Below are 22015 nucleotides of genomic sequence, written 5' to 3'. Positions count from 1 at the left end.
GTGTAAATTCGGGTTACACCTATTGCCGGGGTTAACGTGATTGAATCTGCATACCAGCAGCTTTTAATCCCTTTGCCTCAACCTTCAATTGGATATTGCCAGCCACATCCGTCGATTGCACCAGAACAACCAGCTTACCATTAAATAATTTCATTGTTGGAAGATGAAATTGCTCCAGCGATGTTGCGTCACCATTGCAGGCTGCCCTGTATACACCCTCACCACGTACTTTAAAATTAAGCTGATTGTTAGCAGTTGGGCAAGGATTACCTTTATCATCAACAACAGTCACAGTCACGAAAGAGATGTCCATTCCATCCGCATTTATTACCGAGCGGTCAGCCTCTAAATGCAGGGCGTATGGCTTACCTGCAGTTACTACGCTTTTTTCGATGACAGGTTTTCCATTATTATCAAAAGCCACCACCTTAATGGTTCCTGGTTCGTACTTCACATCCATCCACATTAACCGGTATTTACTTTGGGGACTTGAATCATTTTTCTTCTGCACACCCATACTTATTCCATTAATAAAAAGCTCAGCGCTTTTATGATTGGTATATACAAACACCGGGGTTACCTGTCCTTCCCTTCCCTCCCAGTTCCAGTGAGGTAAAATATGAAGCGTATTGTCGCTTGTATTCCATTGGCTTCTATACAAGTAAAATCTGTCTTTAGGCAAGCCCGCCAGGTCATTAATTCCGAAGTAAGAACTTCGGGAGGGCCATTGATTATCGTAGGGGGTAGGTTCACCCAGGTAATCAAACCCGGTCCAAACGAACTGACCAATAGTCCAGTCCTTTGTATCCTGCAGGATGAAATCCTCCTCGGGGAGATTCGACCAGCTACAGTATTCTAAATCGTATGAAGAACACTGGTGATCATCGTAAGTCTTTTCAATGCCCTTTACTACCGGAAACTTGTATATTCCTCTTGAGCTAACGGTGGAAGCTGTTTCTGAACCCAGAATAAAGCCCTGTGGAAACTGTTTGTAAGCCTCTTCATAAAGATGTGTACGGTAATTTAAACCAGGAACGTCAAGCACAGCACCAAAACCGGAAGCCATGGTTGCCTTTACCTGATCCATCCCTACCGTAACAGGGCGGGTTGGGTCTTCGCGGTGAAAAATATCCTGAAGCCATTTTGCACGTTTTACTCCCTCCGATCCCCATTGGTCGGGAACCTCATTGCCGGAGCTCCACATCACGATACAAGGATGATTTCGGGTTGCGTGTATAAGGTTAACAACGTCCTTCTCTGCATCGGTATGAAAAAATCGGTTGTAACCATTTTCTACCTTGGGCTTTGCCCATTCATCAAAAGTTTCGGCAAGGAACATAAAGCCCATGTCGTCGCATAGTTCCAGCTGCTCCAGAAGGCATATTATGTGAACTCCTGATCGCGTCGCAGCCCATATCCTTTAAGATCCTTAATTGTCTCCTTAAAGCCGCTGTATTCACAGCAGAACCAAGGGGACCTAGATCATGATGCAAGCAAACACCCTTAAACTTACGAGTTTTGCCATTCAGTTTAAAGCCTTCCCCGGGTTTGTAACTGATCTCCCGGATACCGAAACGAGTGGTAGTTTCATCCTTCAGTATCCTCCCTCGATACAAACGTGTTACTGCCTTGTACAGATAAGGTGTTTCCGGGCTCCATAGTTTAGGATTATCCACGGCAATGTCCTGATCAAACTCTTTTCCAAAAAGGGTATTAGTTTCAGCAGAGGCGACTGTATCTCCTGCGGCATCAAAAATATACGTTTTTAATCGAAGATCATTTCCAGACACTTTTGTTTTGATGTTCACCTTCGCCAGATCATCTGAGATATACGGAGTCGTGATATTAGTTCCCCACTGGTCAATACTGTCTTCATTCTTTACTATGATGCGAACGTTGCGATATAAACCAGCCCCCGGGTACCATCGCGAAGAAAGTCCTTTGTTAGCTAACTGAACAGCCAGGGTATTTTGTTCTCCAGCCAATACGTGTTTCGTGATATCGAAATAGAAATAACTGTATCCGTAATTCCATTCACCTGCCTTCTTTCCATTAACATAGATCTTCGGTTCACTCATTGCGCCTTCAAAAAGGATCAACACTTTTTGCCCTTTCTTGTAATCAGGGAGGGTAAAATGGTTTCGGTACCAGCCTTCGCCAATATAGGGCAAAGATCCTGTACGTCCCGTTTTCTCAGTCGGAATACTCTCGCCATTTTGCAAAATGGCAACCACTTGTTTATCTATTTCCTTGTCGAAAGGCCCATAGATGGCCCAATCATGGGGCACAGATACCGCTTGCCAGCTTTTATCGTTAAAATCTTTCTGCCAGCTATATTCATTTTTCCCCCTTTAAAATTTCCATCCTGTATTTAAGACCATTTCAGTACGGGTCTGGGTGGCGCCTGGAAAGCACAATAGGATCAGAACTAAAGAAAGTGCACAAAATCTCATGAAATACTTAATAATTTACTTCTTAACACTAGTTATTGACTAAGAGCGGTCTTGAGCTAAAATAACCGGGATAAATTATTTTCAAGAAATACAAGCCAGCATTAAGCCCCTGAAGATTCAGTCGCGTAACATCTTTTCCGCTGGCAATATTTTCGGCTGAGACAAGTTCTCCTCTGGTAGAAAACAGCTGGACGCGTATCGGATCAGCCTCTGCCTCAGGAAACTTGATAAACACCTCGTTCCTGGCTGGATTCGGATAAATAACCGGTATCTGCTCCTGTTGGCGCAGCCCACTCACTGAAGTTAATCCAAGTAATTCCTGATGCCCGTTAAAATCAACCTGGCTGAGCTTATAATAATTTGATCCGGCTTTTGACTCGTGGTCTGTAAATTGGTATTCGGAGAAAGAAGTTTTATTACCGTTTCCTTCTAAAAGGCCTATTTGCTCAAAGTCTTTTCCATTCGAGCTCCTTTCAAGAATAAAGTATTGATTATTTTGTTCCGACAACGTTTGCCAAACCAGGTCAATACCATTTGCTTTTCGGTTGGCTTTGAAAGACTTCAGTCGTACCGGCAAAGTGGTATTAACAGTTAAAGAGACTTTGTCTATATTCATCCAGCCGCCAGCATTTGCATCCGAGTGAAAGCCGATAGTTATCTGACCTGTAGTAACGGTAATTACTGGAATGCTCACTTCTTTCCAGGTAGAACTGGCGGAAATATCGATTGAAATATCCTGGCTTCCGAAGCCTTTAGCATACATCTGAAATTTATTAAAGTTAGCCCCGCCAACCGCAAAGGCACTTAGTTTATAAGTTCCATTAGGAAGAAAGATGGTTTGGTAGGTATCTGCCTTATAAGCTGTAGCCAGCCAATGTCCAAGTGAGTAATTGCCTTCCGGGTTCCAGCCATTTCCCCATTTGGTAGATGAAGCAGCAACTTCACCAGATTCCGTCCAGGCCTGAGGCGTTTGAGTAGCGGAATTATCGGCGTCAAAACCAGGGTTAAGCACATGGTTTACTAAGGGAACGTTTTCCAGGAATGCATCCATGGCAATGGTCGGTTTACCAGTATCATCAAATGCCCCTTTACCATAGCCCTGCCAGCCATTATAGGCCTGAGGTTCCCAGTAAAAAACGCCCAGCGCTTTTCCTTCCGGAACAGACCTCACTTTGGTTAAAAGATCAGCAATGAACGCCTTACTTTCGGTAGCTGAGCTTGCCGGCATTCCGATCTCAGCGATCATCACCTCTTTCCCATACCTGGAAACCATATCATTCATATTAGCCAGACATTGAGCATTTAAAGTTTGCCAATCGTTCGCAGAAGGATATAAAGACATCCCGATCACATCCCATTTGGCCGAGTTATTTTTCAGGCCATCAAACATCCAGCGAAATAGAGTATTATCGTATCCGTTCGAAAGGTGAACAATCACCTTAATTAAGGGATCAATAGCTTTAACCGCATCATAGCCAGAATTGAGAAGCTGCGCAAAGTTGTTCATTAACACTTGCTTTACCTTCTTCCCAGAGCATTCCGTTATTGGTTTCATTGCCCACCTGAACCCATTCAGGGGTGATCTGATTTTCCTTTAATGTATTTAACACACTATACGTATGATTATATACGGAAGCCTTTAACGCAGCTAAGTTTTGCCCTGACCAGTTTGCTGGCTTAAGCTGATCCCCAGGATCAGCCCAGGTATCGCTGTAGTGAAAATCGATCATGATCCTCATGCCGTTGCTCTTGGCCCTAATGGCTTTAGCAAGAACATCCGCCATATTATTCCAGCCATCAACGGGGTTCACCCATACCCTCAGCCGGATACTGTTCATACCCTTCTCTTTCAGGATAGGAATCAGATCCTTTTGAACACCGGCGCTATTATAGAACTTTATATTTTGTGCTTCCATCTGGGTCAGCCAGCTGATATCGGCCCCCTTAGCCAAGGTTTGAGAAAACGAGTAATGCCTTATGAACAGGCATAAAAGTACGAGCATCAGAGTTGACAGGAGTTTCATAATTTTTACTATTTAACACAAATAAAACCTAAAAAGGATATATAAAAATTGTGAGGACAAGCAGGCAAAGAGCAATAATCAGAATAAAGGTGAAGACAAGTTTCAGTAGTTGAAAGCCCATTGTTCTCAGGTTATATTGTAAATTATTAAAAACTGCCAGGAGTTTTACCTGCCTGGCAGTACAGACACCCGTTTTTCATCCATTCATCAGGCACTGTGAGCAGTATCATTCTAAAAACTATTTATATTACTGTAGCTAATCTTTCGCCCGCTTCATTTTGACATCATCAAGATAGATCCATGTTTCGGACCAGATCTCCTCTGTGACAACAAAATGATCTTCAAAAGTGAGCAAGCGGATTCCCATTGGCTTTCCGTTTAAAGGCGAACTTTCGGGAATATCGATTACCTGGGAGAATTCATTAAACCCTATCGGGGTTTTAGAGATACCCAGATTATGATCTTTAGTGGAAAGAACAGTGATATTGTTCAGGTCGCCTGTGGCTCCGTTAAATACGATCACTTCGGCACGTACAAAAGTATTAAACACCGCTCCTGTCCAGTTTGCCGGACTTGACTGAATATCAGCCTTAAAGCTCAAAGTATATTTGCTGCCAGGATGTACAGTTTCCTTTAGTTGCTGCCATATAGGATTTATATAAGCCCCCGTATAAAGTACCAAACGCCCGTCCGGTGCATTTGACACACTTACAGATCCCGCTACTTTCGTCAACCAGGCGAATTTCGGCCCGGCTGAATTCCAGCCTGGTATACTGGTAATTGGCATCGGGGTACCCACTCCTTCAAAACTGTTATTGACTATTTTGACATTTACAGCACCGGCGATCTTCCCTTCGAACGTGGTAAAAGCTAGAAGAAGATCTTCATATAAAATGTTTACCTGCTTTTGGGTTAATCCTCCTTTTTCTGCAGCATCCTGTGCTTTTAATATTTCAGCTTCGAATACTGCTTTTGCGCCCGGTTCAACCTCACCCTCCGAGCTGCCTTCATGAGTATTATCAAGAAGTTCTCTGGACTCAGTTACAAGGGTACGAAGAGCGCTCACATAAGGGTTCATAAAATCGTTGAACGCTTCCATGTCTCTCTTCAGCTTAAAGTACGCACTGTCTGTTTCAGCCTGACTGCTACTCTGATTTGAGTAGACGGCCTTTGCTTCATTTATACCAACAAGGAACAAAGACTTCGAACCTGGTTTATATTGACCTTCTGAAACTCCCTCAACTATCTTTTCATGGAAATTTTCAGCAGAATCTATTTCAAAAGCCAGGTAAGTCCGGAAAACCCTGTCACTGTAGTCTTCTTTTTTGCAGGCCAGTAAGCCGCAGAAGAAAATTAATAAGATAAGTAATTTTTTCAATTTCATAACCTGTGTTATAAGCTTATTCTGGGTTTATCGTGGTATTATCTTTTATTTGAATCCTGGATTCTGTTTCAGCGCCGGATTAGCACTCAGAGCTGAGGTAGGCAGCGGCAAGAGGAGATATCGCTCCGGATCGTCGCCTGCATCAGCTGACACTTTTTTAATATGCTCGAGCAGTGTTCCGAATCTCGTCATGTCACGCTTACCATGACCCTCAAAGTAGAGCTCCCATCTCCGTTCTTTATAAATATGATTGCTCAGGCTGATTTTATCAAAATCAGCAGTTTCCAGTTCCGGTAGATCTGCACGTTCCCTAACTTCGTTAAGTACCTCAATTGCATCGTCGAGCCTACCTAATTCATTTAAAGCCTCCGCCCTCATAAGCAACACATCGGCATAACGTACCACAATATAATCTGTTGATGAAATTTCCTTGTCTGAATTGGTAAGATCTTCCGGGTATTTTATCATCATAACCGGATTACTGATCCTGGTTGCGCCGCTTTGGTCTCTATATTCACGCACCAATAACTTCCTTCTCTCGTCATCAGCACTAAAGGATTCATAGAACTCATTTGAAACAGCCATGTTTCCTCCCCAGGAAGAGTAACTACTATATGCCGGATAACCTGGCGCTTTATACAAATACACCTGGAGGTACATTCCATTTATACGTACACCATTTTGCATACCTCCAAAAGCCAGGGACCACAATATTTCTTCATTCTTAAATCCTTCATTAGCAAGGGAAAAGATGTTTGTGTAATCTTCGATAAGACGATATTCCCTGCTCGCTATAATGTCGGAACTCATCTTTTCAACTTCGGACCATTTCTTTTGCTGCAGATATGCCCTTGCCAGTAAGCCTTGTGCACCACCTTTAGTTAGCCTGCCGTATTCCCTTTCACCCGCAGCAACTAAGGTACTCTTAGAGGGTAGCAGCTCTATAGCCTCGCTAAGATCCCTTTCAATTAATGCATACGTTTCGGCAGCAGTTGCCCTGGGAATAGAAAGGGGTACCTCTACGGAACTTGTAACAAGAGGCACCCCTCCAAACCAATTAACTAAATTAAAATACGTAAACGCACGCAAGGCCTTGGCTTCAGCAATAAACCTTCCTTTTGCATCTTCAGGAATATTTGCTGACTCTGCCTTATCAATTATTTTATTACAGTAACTAACTCCCTGCCAGAGATAGCTCCACAGCCCCCAGTCAATAGATTGAGGATTTGAGGACGACCAGCCGGTATAGCTGGAATAAGGACGGGAATCGGAATAACCGCCGTATCCATAATCAGTACTAAGATCTTCAATGGCGAACTGCCATAAAGAAAACCCTTTCCAGGGAGTTCCCAAACGACCATAAGCTGAATTTATCGCAATCTTAAAATCGCCTTCAGTTTCCCAGAAGTTCGTATCGTTAGCATTTCCGTAAATTTTTTCTTCAAGGTTCTTTTTACATCCGGCAAAAAACAACAGGGTAAAAAGAAAAAAAAGATTTTTAACTATTAACTTGTTCATCGTTCGTTATTAATTATAAGGAGAAGTTAACACCCAGCGTCCATGTCCTCGAAAAAGGCAGTACGTTCCATTGATTATCTATTCCGGCAATATCTGGATTTACACCTTTATACCGGGTTATGGTGAATACATTATTGGCCGAAGCGAACAGGCTGACATCTCTAACAAACCGGCTTGTTTTTGCAGGCAGTTTGTATGAGACAGAAAGTTCTCTTAATCTTGCAAAAGAAGCATCCTGAACACTCCAGGAACTTGTGATCAGTTCCTTTTGCGGAGCCCTGGTCAAAGCCGGAATGTCGGTATCCTGGTGATCGGGAGTCCAGCGGTCAAGCGCTTCCGTTGAAAGGTTTGCATAGCCCCTGAAATATGGATTAGTATAAAACAAGCGGTTTGAGTTGATGACTTTTTTATCAAACACACCATCTAGCATAAAATAAAGCTGGAAGTTTTTGAAGTTGAAAGTGGAAGAAAATCCGGCCAGATACTTAGGGTCAGCGTTTCCAAGGTACTGCTTATCATCATTATCTATTTTTCCGTCATCGTTTAGATCCCGGTATTTCGGGTCGCCAGGCAAGGCCCCATAGCTCTGCGCCTGCTCTTTTTCTTCTTGTCCCCATATTCCGGTAAAATTATATCCCCATAATGTGTTTAGCGGATATCCCTCCTGCCTTAAACCTGTATTGCCAGCATTCCATTCTTCAAGCCACACATTATACGAATTGATCTTGTCACCATCAAGGTTGGTGATCTCGTTACGGTTATACGAGGCCCAGATACTAGGTTTCCAACGTACAGCTCCGCCAAACAGATCTAAGTAAAAGTCAATTTTCCCTTCAATACCGTGATTTCTCATCTCGCCTTTGTTCAGGGTTATAGTGGTATAACCTAACTCTGTAGGAACCTGCCGGTCAAGGATCAGGTCTTCAGAATTCTTCGAATAATAATTAAGCTCTGCAAAGAACCGTTTATTTCCAAACTCAATGCCCGCATTGAGCATCCTGGTAGTTTCCCATTGCAGGTCAGGGTTCGGAATAAAACCGCCCTGCCATTGAATGGCATTGACAGTCTGATCACCGAGATAGGTAGGCCAAAATTCCAGGATAGCCTGAGTACGGCCAGTCGGGACATTGGAGTTGCCCGACAAGCCATAACCCAGCTTCAGTTTTAGGTTATTGATGTATTCGTTCTTACCAAAAAACTTTTCATTACTGATCTTCCATGCCGCGGCAACGGAAGGAAAATATCCTAACTTATTCTCCGAGCCATATTGTGTTGCACCGTCCACCCGGAAGTTCACGGTAAGCAGGTAAGTATTCTTAAAATCGTAGTTAAATCTGCCAAAGGCAGACTGGGTGGTCCTTTCATCCCAGGAACTTCCAAATTCTCTTATTTCGCCTGTTGCTGCTCCTATATTATAGTAGGAGATTCCAGGTTCCGGAAACCCGTTAGCCCTGATCCATGAGTCGCGGTTGATAAAAGTCTGATAGTTAGTTCCGGCCATTGCAGATATGGTATGATCTCCAAGTTTGGTATTATAGTTCAAAAGAATGTCAGCAGAAAGATTTGAACTGTTTGCATTGTCAATCCTAACCTCCTCCAGATTGGTCAAAAAGGCCTGATTTTCTCTGAATTGCTCAAAGAAATTCCTGTTCCAGCCCAACCGTCCTTCAACCGCGAGGCCTTTAAGTAACTCATATCGCGCAGTTCCAAACAGGCGTACAGCATTGTTTTCGGAGGTGTTATCAAGATACCTTTCGCTGGATAAAGGATTAGCCAGCCAGTTGGAATACTCAGCAATTGGATGGAGAGTCAAATCGCCGCCCTGATCAAAAGGACTAGTTAGAGGAGTATATCGAAGCGCCTCAGCATAATTGTTTTTAACATTATTTCGTTCTTCCAGGGAATAGTTAAGATCCAGGTTTAAGCTAAGTTTCTTTCCTTTATACCCAATTCTGGACGCAAAATTTTTCCTGTTATATCCGGCGGGTCCAATAATGGCATTGCCATCAAACAGGTTTCCGGATACCCTGTACGTCCAGTTGTCCTTACCGCCTGATATAGCCAGATTGTGTTCCTGATTAAGATTACTATTTTGAAGCTCTTTCTGCCAATTGGTATTAGCTGTAGTACCCAGGCTGGTTAAGGGAGCAGGATAGAAAGCACCGTTATAAGCCGGAGAAAAAGTATGCGCAAATGACGGATCATGAGCTAGATCATAGTAAAAACGGATATACTCGTCTGCATTCATCATTTCCATTTGTTTTGCAACCGTTTGAGTAGAGAGCTTAGTACCGTAATCAATTTTAAGTTTCCCGGCACTGCCGCTTTTTGTCGTTACTATAATAACGCCATTCCCTCCCTGTGCTCCGTAGATCGCGGTAGCGGAAGCATCTTTCAGCACATCTATTTGTTGTATATCTGCCGGATTGATCCTGTTAATTGAAGCAAGGTCTGGCATAGGGAAGCCATCAATAATTAATAAGGGCTGAGTATTGCTCGAAAATGAGCCAATTCCCCGCAATTGCATATTCGGCGTAGTACCCGGGTCCTGGTCGGCACTATTAACATACAAACCAGTAACCCGCCCTTGTAACATCTGTGCGGCATTACTAAACGGGTTATTTCCCAGATCTTCGGGTTTTAATGATTGAACAGTGCCCGTAAGGTCACTTTTCTTCACTGTACCATAGCCAATAACAACAACTTCGTCCAGCTCCCCAGCTCCTTCCCTTAAAATAACATTTAAATGGATCGTATTATTAAAAGCTCCGTCAAACAATACCTCCTGCGAACTAAAGCCGATAAAAGAAAATACCAGCGTACCTTTTTGTTGGTTCAACCTTAGCTTGAAAGTCCCGTCAGTCAAAGTGCTTGTTCCCTGATTGCTTCCTTTTACCTTTATAGTCACCCCAGGCAAAGCTTCGCCATTCTGTGCCTTCACGTTTCCCGAAAGGATCACAAGCGGTTCCTGCGCTGAAACCCTAAGTCCGAACATGATAGCCAGCATAACAAACGCTGCTTTTATCATCACAAACCTGTGCCAGCAGGTAGAGCTGAATGGACTGATCGAAATCATTTTTGTTAAAAAAATCATACTATTATAGAAATAACAATTGGTTCGCTTCCTTGTCATCTGACAATTTGTATCAGAATGTTCCAAAACTACCCAGCTTCAGCAAATACGGTGTGTTACATTTCTGTTTAAAATGAGTATAAAATCGTTTTCATGAGAAAATAAAAGGCTGATCGAAAGTAGAGTAGCTGCTGACTAAAAAAAACGAAAATAACGCTATTGTTTGAAGGAAAAGTACACGTGCAAATGTGCTAATTTCCCGTCTTTAGCGAGAATATAATCGCTATAAGCATCACAACCTTTTTATTCGGCACAATTATCATCATGAAAATACTAACATTCGTTATCTCCTTCCTCCTGATTATTTCCTGCACTAGAAGCTTTTCAAATTCTATAAATTTTCAGGATAGCACTGAACCTGATCGACTCGAAACGCTGATCGACTATCTCCATCGGCCCAACCACCCTTATGTCTTTGTGATATCTCATCGTGGCGATTGGAGAAATGCTCCCGAAAATTCGCTACAAGCAGTAAAAAACTGTATTGATATGGGAGTAGACATAGTCGAAGTAGATGTGCAGCGAACAAAAGACGGCCAGCTTATTATTATGCACGATGAGTCACTTGACAGAACGACTGACGGAACGGGAAAAGTTTGGCAGAAGACGTTTAAAGAAATCCAACATCTTCGCCTGAAAGATGGATTAGGCATAGTAACCGAACATAAGATCCCTACTCTTAAAGAGGTGCTTGTTTTGGCAAAAGGTAAAGTACTCATTAATGTCGATAAAGGATACAATTATTTTCATGAGGTATTCCGGTTGCTAGAGCAAACCGGAACGACACAACAAACCATTATCAAAGGCTGGATGAAAACATACCAGGATGTAAGAAGAGATCTTGGTGAAAACGTAAGGAAAGTAAATTATATGCCAATTGTAGATCTGGACGACCCTAAGGCTGAAAAAATCATTAAAGATTACAGAGAAAACCTCAAGCCATGCGCCTACGAGTTCAACTTTAAATCGGATACTCTTCCGCTTGAAAGTCTGTTCATGGAGATAAAAGCTTCGGGCGCACGAGTTTGGGTGAATTCATTATGGCCTTTTTTCAATGGCGGCCATCATGATGAGCGTGCAGTTTACGATTTGGACGGAAGTTATGGCTGGTTGGTTAAAACAGGAGCAAACATGATCCAGACAGACCGCCCCAAACTCCTGATCGAATATTTAGGAACCTTAGATGTTCGAAGATAAAATTATAGTATATTCAACCTCGAAACGACTACTATTCGCAGTTATCAAAAAAAGCTCTTTTGATGAACTAATCTGGAACCCTTTAAAATAAGTGAATTGAATTCTTAAGCCTATTGTTATGGCCAGAAATAGACAAGCTTTATTTGTATTATCATTTTTGCAGGTTTTATTTGCTTTTACATCTTTAAAGCTGAAATCTCAACCCATTACGTCCAGCCAGCTGATTTTTAGACACATCAACCAGGAACGAGGCATGTCTTATGGAACCGTTACTTGTTTCGCCCAGGATAACAAAGGCTTTCTATGGTTTGGAACAAAAGATGGCTTGAACAGATACGATGGGATGGAGATCAAAGTATTTAAAAAGAGCAGCAGTGGCATGACAAGCAACGAGGTCTCCGCTCTTTTAGCTGACAAAGAACAGCTTTGGATAGGACACTGGGGCAACGGCATCAGTATTTATGATCTAAAGCCTGATACCTTTTCAAGATACCAGACTGCAAGCCATTCCCTTTCTTCGAATAAAGTTAATGCTATAGTAAGGGATAGAAATAATACCATTTGGGTGGCCACAGATAAGGGAATTAACCAATTTGACCGGAATAAAAAGAAATTCACACAATGGCATTTTTTTAATGACAGTAATACGAAGGAAGAAGTTCATGCTAAATGCTTTTTTACAGACTGGCAAGGGAAATTATGGGTTGGAACATGGGGCAAGGGCCTTTTAGAGGCAATTCCTGGTAAAAAAATCTTTTATAAAGCCAAACATATTAAACAGTCTGAAAGCAATACCGGCGCCCCACCTTATATCACCGCTATCTCCCAGCTTAGCGATACTCAACTCCTTCTTTGTACCCGGTATAACGGTCTTTTAACGTATAACATTCAGGAGAAAACATATCAGAACTTTTTCAGGAATCCTTCCTTTCAAAGGTTTAAAAGCTTAAAGAACTTTACTGCAGTTATCCGTGACAAAGAAAGCAACATTTGGGTAGCAACCGACGGAGACGGCTTGCTTCGTATTAAAAGTCAAACAGATCAAATTGACCAATACCTCCATAACAGGTTTCTAAACTTTTCCATTGCCAATAACGCGCTCTACTCATTGTTTGAAGATTCAGAAGGTAACATCTACACCGGCACATACTGGCGCGGGGTTTCTGTGATCGACAAATCTGACACCAGGGTTAATTTTTTTCCAAGTGATATCTCAGGGATAACCCCCTATCCGGTTCTTTCGATACTCAGGGACAAAAGCTCCCTGTATATCGGAACTGATGGAAATGGTTTGACCCACTACAAGATCTCCGGCGGTACCTTGCACAAGCAGGTAACTGTAGCCCGCAATGATTATATACAATGCATCACTAAAGACTCAAAAGAAAGGATCTGGGCCGGCACGTTTAAAAATGGCGTGATGATTCTTGATGAGAGCGATGCTGTATTGAAAAAACTGACACATAGCTCAGATAGATCGAAAAGCAGCTTAAGCCATAACGACGTTCGCGGTATAATAGAGGCTGGCGATGGTGATTATCTTATCGGAACCTGGGGAGGTGGATTAAACCGGTATAATGAGCACACTGAGCAAGTTACTTCCTTTCAGCATCTGCCAGGGAACCGGGAATCCATAAGTAGCAATAACATAACCTGTATGCTCGCAGAACCAGGCAAAGTTTGGATCGGTACTTTCGGCGGGGGCTTAAACCTCTTCGAGCCTGCGAAGAACAAATTTAAACGGATCAGTCTGGCACAACAGGTAGAAAACATCCTAAGCATTCATAAAGACAAGCGTAACATTTTATGGATCGGCACACAGGGAAACGGATTATTTAGCTACAATACCCGTTCTGCCGAACTAAGAAGTTATAACAATAAAAACCTTCGGGATAACACGATCAAAGCTATCAGGGAAGATCATGCAGGAAATATCTGGCTGAGTACCAGCGATGGAATTTTCAAAGTCGATCAAACAAATGGTAACGTAAGCAACGTAAATCATCTAGGAGCCCGGTTCAATAAGGAATATCACATTAATTCAGCGTTCAGGGATGATCATGGAGTGCTGTACTTTGGCGGCACGGAAGGAATCCTCTGTTTTAATCCTTTGAATACTGAAACGCCGGGAAATGCACCGGCTGTTCGGATAACGGATTTTTCCCTATTCAATCAGAAAATCTCGCCTGGACCAACATCTGCAATAAACACCAGTGCGGCTTTTAACCCGGAAGTGAAACTTAACCATGATCAAAATGTCATAACCTTCGATTTTGCAGCCCTAAGCTTCCCTTTTTCTGATAAAGCTGAATTCCTGATCCGGATGGATAACTTCGATGAAAACTGGCGGGCTATAGGAACAAGCAGGACTGCCACCTATACTAACCTTCCTCCCGGAAACTATAAGTTCAATGTGAAAGCCAGACTAGGCAATTCAAACTGGAGCAAGGAAAGTGCAAGTGTGCACCTCACCATTTATAAGCCATTATGGGCAACCTGGTGGGCTTACCTTTGTTATTTAGCCCTGTTAGTTCTACTGCTTTACCTTTTCTCCAGGAATATTGTGAACTGGGAAAAGATGAAACAAAACCTTGAGTGGGAGAAACTTAGCAAAGAAAAAAACGCCGAACTGCATGAACTGAAGCTTCGGTTCTTCACCAATATTTCGCATGAGATACGTACACCGGTTACATTAATCCTTGGATACATCCAAGAGCTGGAAGAAAGTGCAATTGCCCGAAAATCGGCTCTTAACACCCTTTCGATCATCAGGAAGAACGGCGAAAATTTGCTCCGGCTCGTAAACGAACTGCTCGACTTCAGAAAATTGGAATCAAAAAACTTTCAGCTGGAACTGCAAAAGGAAAACTTCATGGAGTTCCTTAGCGATATATGCCAGTCTTATCAGAACACTGCAAAAAAGAAGGACATTTCGCTTTCCTTTAATCCAGATGACGTAGCTGCAGACATATACTTCGACAGGAAGCAAATGAGAAAGGTTGTAAGCAATTTAATCTCTAATTCAATCAAGTTCACTCAAACCGGTGGCTTCATAAAAATCAAGTTAGACAGAGACGAAGAATACCTTTATCTTACTATAGAAGACAACGGACGGGGAATCCCCAAGGAAAACCTGCAAGATATCTTCAAACCTTTTCATCAAAACGAAGTTCAGGATGCCGATTCAGGCTTTGGCCTTGGACTAGTCATCGCTCAGGATATTATTAAGCTTCATAACGGAGAGATCTTAGTTGAAAGCGAGCCCGCCAAGGGTACAAAGTTCTTAATAAAACTCCCTGCTATTAGGGGTTTTTCTTATATACCTGAACTTTCTGATGAAAGCCCCATCTCTGGGGAGGATAGTTCAGGTCTCCCCTCACTTTCCGTTTCAACCAACATTCAAACAGTTCTACTTATTGAAGATAACGAAGATATCCGCCAATATCTTAAAAAGATATTACAGCAAGATTACCAAATCCTTGAAGCTGGAAACGGTCTTTCAGGGTTCGAAGTCGCGGTGACTGCTCTTCCCGACCTCATTATCTCTGACATCCTTATGCCGGAGATGAATGGAATCAGCTTAACAAAAAAACTAAAGAGCGATCAGCGTTCCAGCCATATACCGGTAATTCTTCTGACCGCACGCACATCACTCGATCAGAAGATCGAAGGCTATGATAGTGGCGCTGACGAGTATGTTACTAAACCCTTCAACGCTGCTCTTTTGAAGTCGCGGATCACCAATATTCTTCAAAACAGGCAGGTAATTTATGAACGGATCAAAAATGAGTTAATCACGGAGCCTGAACTAATAACTATCTCTAGCCCTGATCAAAAATTTCTTACACAACTGGTGAATATCCTTGATGAGTACATTGCAGAAGATGTAACGATTAAATTGCTCACAGACAAAATGGGAATGAGCCACTCAGTTATCTATAAGAAAATAAAAGCCTTGACTGGCCAGTCTCTGGTAGAATTTGTAAGAGATCATAAGTTAAAAGCTGCAGTGCAACTTCTTAAGAAAAACTTCCAGGTCTCCGAAGTTTGTTACATGATAGGATTCTCAGACAGCCGTTACTTTAGCAAAATGTTCAGGCAAAAGTTTGGAGAGCTCCCTTCGAAATACAAGCAAAATCAGGAATAGACATTAAATATGCTCCGGTCGAAACCGGAACATATTTAATGTCTATTCCTGATTAGCTTTGCGCTTTTCGTGAATGTATTCGTTGCGACTTTCAGGATGTACATACCTGACGTTGACCCATTACCGCTACAAGAGCAACCGATATTGAGGTTATCTAATGCAATAGTATATTTTCCTGCTTTTATAAGCTGTTCTCGTTTATTCATTAAAACAACACCTTTCAAATCCGTTAGTAGCAGATTAAGCCAGGAATCCTTTTCAAGATATACTTCCGCTGTGAATTTTCCCGTTGGACTTGGATTGGGATATACCTTTAAAAAATCTACCGGTTCCAGAGCAAAGCGATTGCTCGAAACCTCTTCTTCTTCAGTTGAAATTTGTTGTAAATTTTGGTTATCCTTTTCCTCTGTTGCCGCAATGACAGCTTGTGGAGTAACAGGCTGCCCCCAACAACTCGGATTGGGGTCTTTGCCTTTTGAACAGAGGTATAGTTTTTTTACCTGTTCAGAACTTAGCGCCTGATCCCAGACCATAAAGTCGTCTATTCTCTTTACAGCCTGCCCGCCATTAATTTTCTCTCTACTCGCTCCGACTGCCCATCTACTAACATGTTTATAATCCTGAGCGCCGATCATCAAATAACGACAGACAAACTCCTTTCCAGGATCTTCTACATTTGGCGTTTTAGGATGTCTGCAGTAGACCTTTCCTCCTAACTTACCGGATAATAAACCATCTTCTATTTTTGCCATAATTTTAAAAGCTTAATTGATGAAACATTACAACCTGTTATTTTAAGCTGCTAGATCCGGAGCCGCATAAAGCAAGCCCCGGATTTTGCATCAACCTAAAAATGTCAGATCACTATCTGACCTGCATAAACACTCTCTGAACGCTTTGAACCATCCCGGTTGGTGAAGAAGAGAAACACATGCAAGGTGTCTCCGTCAAAGTCGGCAGGAAGAGTTACCAGCAATTCAGCCTCAGCCCTGGTTGCACCCCCGACAGGTAAATAGATGTTCTTTGCCGGATTATAGATTAGCCCTGTTGCCTCATCGTCAGCAAAAGCACCGTACAGCGTGGTTAAGGGCGACCAGGAGATCTTCAAATCACCAGCATCGGCAGCCACGGCAGCACTTGGCGATTTCATTAGATTTCCCTTGCTGATCAGCATCTTACTAAAATCAACTGTATAAGCGGGGTAAGTGCCTTTGATCGCATTGCTCAGAAAATGCTGTAAGGCCATGTTGTAACCCGTTGCTTTACCCGTCTTTTGTCCCTTAAAACCTACATTCAGCAAGGAAGTGATGGGTTGCAGGGTAGTAACCGCTAAAGCAAAGCGGGCTTGCTGCTCTAGTTGCGATTGGGTTGCCGGTTTGTTGCTCTTTTTAGGCAAACCCTTGATGTAGTCGATGTCTTTCCAACTACTTCCGATGATTGAGCCAGCTTTGCCGGAAAATCCGCCGTTGGCTCCTTTTTTAATAATTCCCATTTTTTTAAAAATTTAAAATTTAAACATTCTGTTAAGGACGCGTTACGTAACTTGCTTCCGCCAACAAACATAGAGTGGATAAAAATGAGGCTTCGCTGAAAACGGCGTTTTCGCTGCTTTTGATACTTTTAGTTGTTTTTGACGTTTTTCGCTGAATTCGCTGTTTTTGGCGTTTTTAATCATTTCCGTCGTTTTCGCTGTTTTCGTCGTTTTTAATCATTTTCGCTGTTTTCGCTGTTGTAAAACTTTCTGCCTATTCTTCATACCGCCTCAGGCAGTTTTACTGCTATTCCCAAAGACATATCCCCAAACAGGCAATGGGTTGCGGAAAACAAGCCAGTTTCTACCACGTTTTCCGAACACTTTCCGAAGCGGCTTCGCTTTTTTCCGAAGCCTTCCCGAACACTTCCCGAAGCCAGGGTATGTTTTTCCGAAGGATTTGGCAACTTTTCCCAAACGCTTCCGATACTTGACCATAACCTTTCCCAGCCCTTTCCCAAAGGCTTCCGGTACCCTTGCCAAACAGGAGTTTTAAAAAAACGATCAAGTATCCGGGAAGTATGATGGTTGAAATAAGCGACGTGTCAGACGCGAACCAGAAGTGGTCAATTGTGTCTGCTTAAAGACATGGAGAAACGGCAATAATTGGGGTTAATATACCGGGCGGGCGTCCGGCCTGAAATGCTGAAAGACAACTTATATTTAATTAAACCGGGCGCCAGCCCGGTTCAATTAAATATCTTACAGGAAAGTTCTATCTCCTCCTGCTTTCAAAAACCGGGCGCCAGCCCGGTTTTAATTAATACCTTACAGGAACTGTTCTATCTCCTCCCTCGAAACACCCATGTACTCGCAATACTCGTCCACTGTTACTCCCTGATGCTTCTTTTTTCCATAAATTAAGCGGATTCTTGCAAGAAGTGTCCGGCAATACGTTGGCTCTTTTCCTGTAATTCTTTCTACATCTTTAGCATAAATGTAGATCCTTTTCTGTTGATTTGGTTTCATTATCCTCCTCATTTTTTAAAGAGGTAAAATTATATCCTACAACATTAGACGCCAGAGAATTAAAGGGATCTTAAATCCTGTCTCTTCAAAAAAACGGAACAATTTCACCCTTTAATTCCCTCATGTTCAACGATGAATTACCTATGTTCGCAATACAATTAATTGAAAAAGAAACAGTAGAAAGATAGATATGACGCGGAATGCTCTTAAAGAACCCTTTTTGAACAAGGAAATCAGCCAGCTGGATCTTAGTGAAGAGTTTAAAGTGCTCGCAGCAAAGTATGGTTATCATACCCTGGCAGATATGCTACGTCTGGAACGCCCCTATTACCTGCTCAAACATCCTGGCTTTGGATTCAGAATGCTTTTCGATATATAATTTAGGTTTATAATATTCATGGGTGCTGATGGTAATTAATTATGTTGCTTCAACGTGTAGTTCTTCCGGAGCGCCTGTTTATCAGGACAATAGCCAAATGTAAACAGCCCTTCAACCTTGATGATCTGTAACAAAATTGTTTAAGAAAATTAATGGAGGGTAGCGTATGGATTGAGAGGCGGGTAGTGAAGATGGCCGGAGGAGCTTCGAATTGAGAATGTTAGAATTAAAATTGAAATCAGAGATTTTGCCTTATTCAGGCAGCGAAGCCGGAGAAAGCACCAGCATCTTCATTCTTCTTACGAAAAACTTAAGGGCCATACCATAAGGTTTCAGGGCACTATTCAGTGTACATACTGAACCTGGGTCAGTTCCTAATTCAAGATCTACTTTCTGGGTGATTCCCGTGTAATCAAAAACAGGCAGCATACCCGGGACGTTATTTAAGTAGCTGATCAGGCTTGAAATATCACTGTTCCTCAGAAAATGCCGTTGTCCCTCCCCTGCTTCAAAATTATTTTCTTCCTTACCGCCTTTGCTTAAAGGAACGCTTGCCGATGGCTCATGCACCAGGTAATAACAGTCCGTTTCCTGTTCTTTTATTGCTGCATTTACATTAAAGTAACGGCAGAGATCTTGCAGCATAAAGTTTGCTAACTCTTTCTCTCGCTCGATTGGGAGGACTAGCTCGTAAGTAATGCTTTTTCGCGGACGATCCTCTTCTCCATCAATAAAAAAGAAGCGAAGTTCATCCAGCTCTTCTAACACTATTTGGCTATCGGGCCATTGGTTTTCCGGCAGCTTCAATGCCTTTTTAAAAAGAACCAGGGGGTCGATGTTGCTAGCAAAAAACCTGACCGTACTATCATTCCGTAGCGTGTCGCATTTTGAAGGGTAGCCCTTACGGTAACCGCCAATAACTGAGCTCACCTCAGTAGATGAATTTTTGAGGTTTGAAGTGTAGTTCGGGGTAGTTTCGTTCAAATTGTCGCTTCTCTTCTTTCTTCCCGCAGAAGCATTGAATAGCAGAAGCAACATCATGAGTAAAAGTAAAATCCCTTCAATGATCAGGAACTTCTTAAAAGCCTCTGCTTCGGGAGACGGTGAGTTTGGTTTGCGGAACATCGTGCTGGTTTAAGGGATTTTATATCAGAATCGTTAGTTATTTACTGGCTCATCTTTCTTTAGTACTCCTGTGTCTTTATGGACCTTCTGAACAGCTGATGCAAGTTCCTCCATCTGTCTAAAAAAGTCTGTAAACTCCCGGATCTTTTCTTCAGACAGTGAACTGAAATCTTTTTTAGCACACAGAAAAGACCAGTGCCAGAGCAAGCGTTCTGCCTTAGCGGGTGGATAGGTATGGAAAAAATTCTCCATGAGTTGTATGAGCGTTATGGGTTCATCGGGGTTTTCTGTGGTAGTATCCATTATGAATTATATTAAGAGTATTCATGTAATGGAGTCTGGTAAATAGGTACCGTTAGAAACGCAAAAAGCATGGAACCTTACTTACGTCTTAGAGGCCGTAGGAAGCCCGAGAACGAATAAGCAAGGCCCACGCTTATAGCGTGAGCACTTACACTTATACTCTCGTTCTCATGAAATTTCCTACGTTTCTAAGCCGAGACTCAAAGTGCGAAATGCTTCAAATGTTTTTATGAAGGATTCGCAAAAATATCTATTCTGTTACATATTATAACTGTGAATATTTACAAATCAAATATAACAAATTAATGGATAGAAGTGTAAAACATTTAGACAGTTGTGATGAAAATCACACATTTTAATGCATACGGGATTACATATAAGAAAAAAATTCAACAAGCGAGAGATCGCCTACATTGGATATTAAATTTAGGAAAAAGTCAGGAAACAATTAGAATAACCTTCAAAATCTTACTTAATCCATGTTCCTAAACACAGGACGGCATGATGACGGTCCTTTTTGTTGACCAGGGTTTCCGATCTAGTGTTCATCTAACGCCACTTGTTGTGCATCCAGAGTGAGCAGGTTTCGTAAACGCTGGCAGCTAATAATAATCCTGCCGGCAGATTGATAGGATTGCAGAATATTGACTGCTCATTTCTAACTTCTTCCGTTACTGCTTCGCCGACTTTCTTCTGTTCCAAATCACTCTTCCTACACACTGGCTCTGCGAAAAGCTTCCGTTTTTATGCGACTTAAATGCTATCATTACTTCGATCTCTCGCCTGCAAGTCCCACGGGCAATTCATACTGTAGCTGTCCCTCCTTGCGAACAGTTTCCCGTATTATTAAACTGCACGCAATTTACGGAAGTAGGAGGGCAAGTCACCTCGTCGTCCAGACTCGCCTATTTGATTGTTGTTGAGGTGTCCCAGGAAACAAGTAAATTGTGGTTTTAGGAAGTAATTTGTATTATTGGCTTGACTGTTAAAAATAATGCCTCAATTTCAGCATGGAGAATCACCAATTAAATATCGTAACTGAAGGATGAGTACCAAATACAAAACCCAAAATGAAATAACAGCGCTAACTAACAGGCAATTATATTCACTTGAAAATGGTTTAGCAAAAGGCCATTATTCCTTGCAAGACATCGGAGAACTAATACCCGGTGCTATTATGGTCCATGATATGAATGCCTTACAGGTTACCTACATGAATAGCTGGGGCTGTGAAACATTAAATCATTCCATGGATGAGATCAACGCCATGGGCGAAAAGTACTATGAAAAGTTCTTTGTGGAGGAAGAATCGAGATGGTTCCTCTCAGGAATGCAGGATTATCTTAATCGCAATGATCAAAGCGAACTGTATTCGTTCTTTCACCAGGTACGTACCGGGCCAAAGATGAAGCTAGCCTGGCACTATGCGGTGTGCAAGCTTGTCCAGGGCACCGTCAGTACTGGAAAGCCGGCTGAACTCATCCTAATTGCGAATCCCGTTTCCGGCATGGGATTTATGGTGAACAAAGTTAATAAGCTACTTGATGAGAATATATATATAGCCAAAAACTATAAAAAGTTTGTGCTGCTATCAAAGCGAGAAAAGGAAGTGATCAGGCTCCTGGTTGAGGGAATGTCTTCAAGTGAGATCTCTGACATTCTTTTTATTTCCAGGCATACCATCAACACACATCGGAAAAACATTTACCAGAAGCTGGATTTCAACAAGTTTTCGGAATTGGTAAGGTTCGCTAATGCTTTCGAACTAAGAAAATAGCTACAAGTGCCAGATTAAGGCCCTTTGACAAACCCCATTCCATTTCATGCCTTCCATCGTTCTCAACTTTAGTTC

The 22015-nt window shown here is 42.2% G+C and carries 17 protein-coding genes; 4 read left to right on the top strand and 13 right to left on the bottom strand.

Going from position 1 to position 22015, the window contains the following annotated elements; genetic code table 11:
• Positions 1–31: 31 nt before the first annotated feature.
• From J3P37_RS02250 to J3P37_RS02220, 7 genes are all read right to left on the bottom strand, one after another.
• Positions 32–1348 (bottom strand): DUF4982 domain-containing protein, encoded by a 1317-nt coding sequence (locus tag J3P37_RS02250; RefSeq protein ID WP_256009367.1) that lies wholly within the window; start codon positions 1346–1348, stop codon positions 32–34.
• The gene (locus J3P37_RS22995) at positions 1317–2288 is read right to left on the bottom strand and encodes a sugar-binding domain-containing protein (protein WP_256009366.1); all 972 of its coding nucleotides are present in this window, start codon (positions 2286–2288) and stop codon (positions 1317–1319) included. The genes J3P37_RS02250 and J3P37_RS22995 overlap by 32 nt, the downstream gene beginning before the upstream one ends.
• Before the next feature lie 193 nt (positions 2289–2481).
• The gene (locus J3P37_RS02240; RefSeq protein ID WP_256009365.1) at positions 2482–3960 is read right to left on the bottom strand and encodes a glycosyl hydrolase 53 family protein; all 1479 of its coding nucleotides are present in this window, start codon (positions 3958–3960) and stop codon (positions 2482–2484) included.
• Positions 3923–4477: a glycosyl hydrolase 53 family protein gene (locus tag J3P37_RS02235; protein WP_256009364.1), complete on the bottom strand. Its 555-nt coding sequence runs from the start codon at positions 4475–4477 to the stop codon at positions 3923–3925. Before J3P37_RS02235 ends, J3P37_RS02240 begins: the two co-directional genes overlap by 38 nt.
• Before the next feature lie 256 nt (positions 4478–4733).
• The gene (locus J3P37_RS02230) at positions 4734–5861 is read right to left on the bottom strand and encodes a hypothetical protein (protein WP_256009363.1); all 1128 of its coding nucleotides are present in this window, start codon (positions 5859–5861) and stop codon (positions 4734–4736) included.
• Between the two features lie 45 nt (positions 5862–5906).
• Positions 5907–7379, bottom strand: coding sequence for a RagB/SusD family nutrient uptake outer membrane protein (locus tag J3P37_RS02225; protein ID WP_256009362.1), 1473 nt, complete (start codon positions 7377–7379; stop codon positions 5907–5909).
• A 13-nt stretch (positions 7380–7392) separates the two neighbouring features.
• A complete protein-coding gene (locus J3P37_RS02220; protein WP_256009361.1) occupies positions 7393–10473 on the bottom strand; it encodes a SusC/RagA family TonB-linked outer membrane protein in 3081 nt (1026 codons plus the stop codon).
• Between the two features lie 303 nt (positions 10474–10776).
• On the opposite strand from J3P37_RS02220, the gene J3P37_RS02215 reads away from it, so the two are divergent.
• Both J3P37_RS02215 and J3P37_RS02210 read left to right on the top strand, forming a co-directional pair.
• Positions 10777–11709, top strand: a complete 933-nt coding sequence (locus J3P37_RS02215) for a glycerophosphodiester phosphodiesterase family protein (protein WP_256009360.1) — start codon at positions 10777–10779, stop codon at positions 11707–11709.
• A gap of 118 nt (positions 11710–11827) precedes the next feature.
• The gene (locus J3P37_RS02210) at positions 11828–15856 is read left to right on the top strand and encodes a hybrid sensor histidine kinase/response regulator transcription factor (RefSeq protein WP_256009359.1); all 4029 of its coding nucleotides are present in this window, start codon (positions 11828–11830) and stop codon (positions 15854–15856) included.
• 35 nt (positions 15857–15891) lie between these two features.
• Here the strand turns inward: J3P37_RS02210 and J3P37_RS02205 are convergent, their stop codons facing one another.
• From J3P37_RS02205 to J3P37_RS02190, 4 genes are all read right to left on the bottom strand, one after another.
• Positions 15892–16608, bottom strand: coding sequence for a T9SS type A sorting domain-containing protein (locus tag J3P37_RS02205; protein ID WP_256009358.1), 717 nt, complete (start codon positions 16606–16608; stop codon positions 15892–15894).
• Positions 16609–16712: 104 nt separating this feature from the next.
• Positions 16713–17348, bottom strand: coding sequence for a DUF6266 family protein (locus tag J3P37_RS02200; RefSeq protein WP_256009357.1), 636 nt, complete (start codon positions 17346–17348; stop codon positions 16713–16715).
• A 260-nt stretch (positions 17349–17608) separates the two neighbouring features.
• Positions 17609–17848: a hypothetical protein gene (locus tag J3P37_RS02195; protein WP_256009356.1), complete on the bottom strand. Its 240-nt coding sequence runs from the start codon at positions 17846–17848 to the stop codon at positions 17609–17611.
• Positions 17849–18155: 307 nt separating this feature from the next.
• Positions 18156–18356 carry a hypothetical protein gene (locus J3P37_RS02190; protein WP_256009355.1) on the bottom strand — a complete coding sequence of 67 codons (201 nt, stop codon included), beginning with the start codon at positions 18354–18356 and terminating at the stop codon, positions 18156–18158.
• A gap of 220 nt (positions 18357–18576) precedes the next feature.
• On the opposite strand from J3P37_RS02190, the gene J3P37_RS02185 reads away from it, so the two are divergent.
• Positions 18577–18735 (top strand): hypothetical protein, encoded by a 159-nt coding sequence (locus J3P37_RS02185; RefSeq protein WP_256009354.1) that lies wholly within the window; start codon positions 18577–18579, stop codon positions 18733–18735.
• Positions 18736–18987: 252 nt separating this feature from the next.
• On the opposite strand, the gene J3P37_RS02180 is transcribed toward J3P37_RS02185, so the two are convergent.
• On the bottom strand, positions 18988–19860 hold the full coding sequence (locus J3P37_RS02180) for a hypothetical protein (RefSeq protein ID WP_256009353.1): 873 nt from the start codon (positions 19858–19860) through the stop codon (positions 18988–18990).
• A 33-nt stretch (positions 19861–19893) separates the two neighbouring features.
• A complete protein-coding gene (locus J3P37_RS02175; RefSeq protein WP_256009352.1) occupies positions 19894–20163 on the bottom strand; it encodes a hypothetical protein in 270 nt (89 codons plus the stop codon).
• A gap of 1045 nt (positions 20164–21208) precedes the next feature.
• Between J3P37_RS02175 and J3P37_RS02170 the strand changes: the two genes are divergently transcribed.
• Entirely contained in the window at positions 21209–21940 is a 732-nt protein-coding gene (locus J3P37_RS02170) for a response regulator transcription factor (protein ID WP_256009351.1), read from the top strand.
• Positions 21941–22015: the final 75 nt, after the last annotated feature.

Origin of the sequence: Desertivirga xinjiangensis, assembly GCF_024436435.1 — a bacterium.
Classification (GTDB): Bacteria; Bacteroidota; Bacteroidia; order Sphingobacteriales; family Sphingobacteriaceae; genus Desertivirga; species Desertivirga xinjiangensis.
Note: the sequence above shows the minus strand (reverse complement) of the source record. Positions and strands in the feature narration are given on the sequence as shown.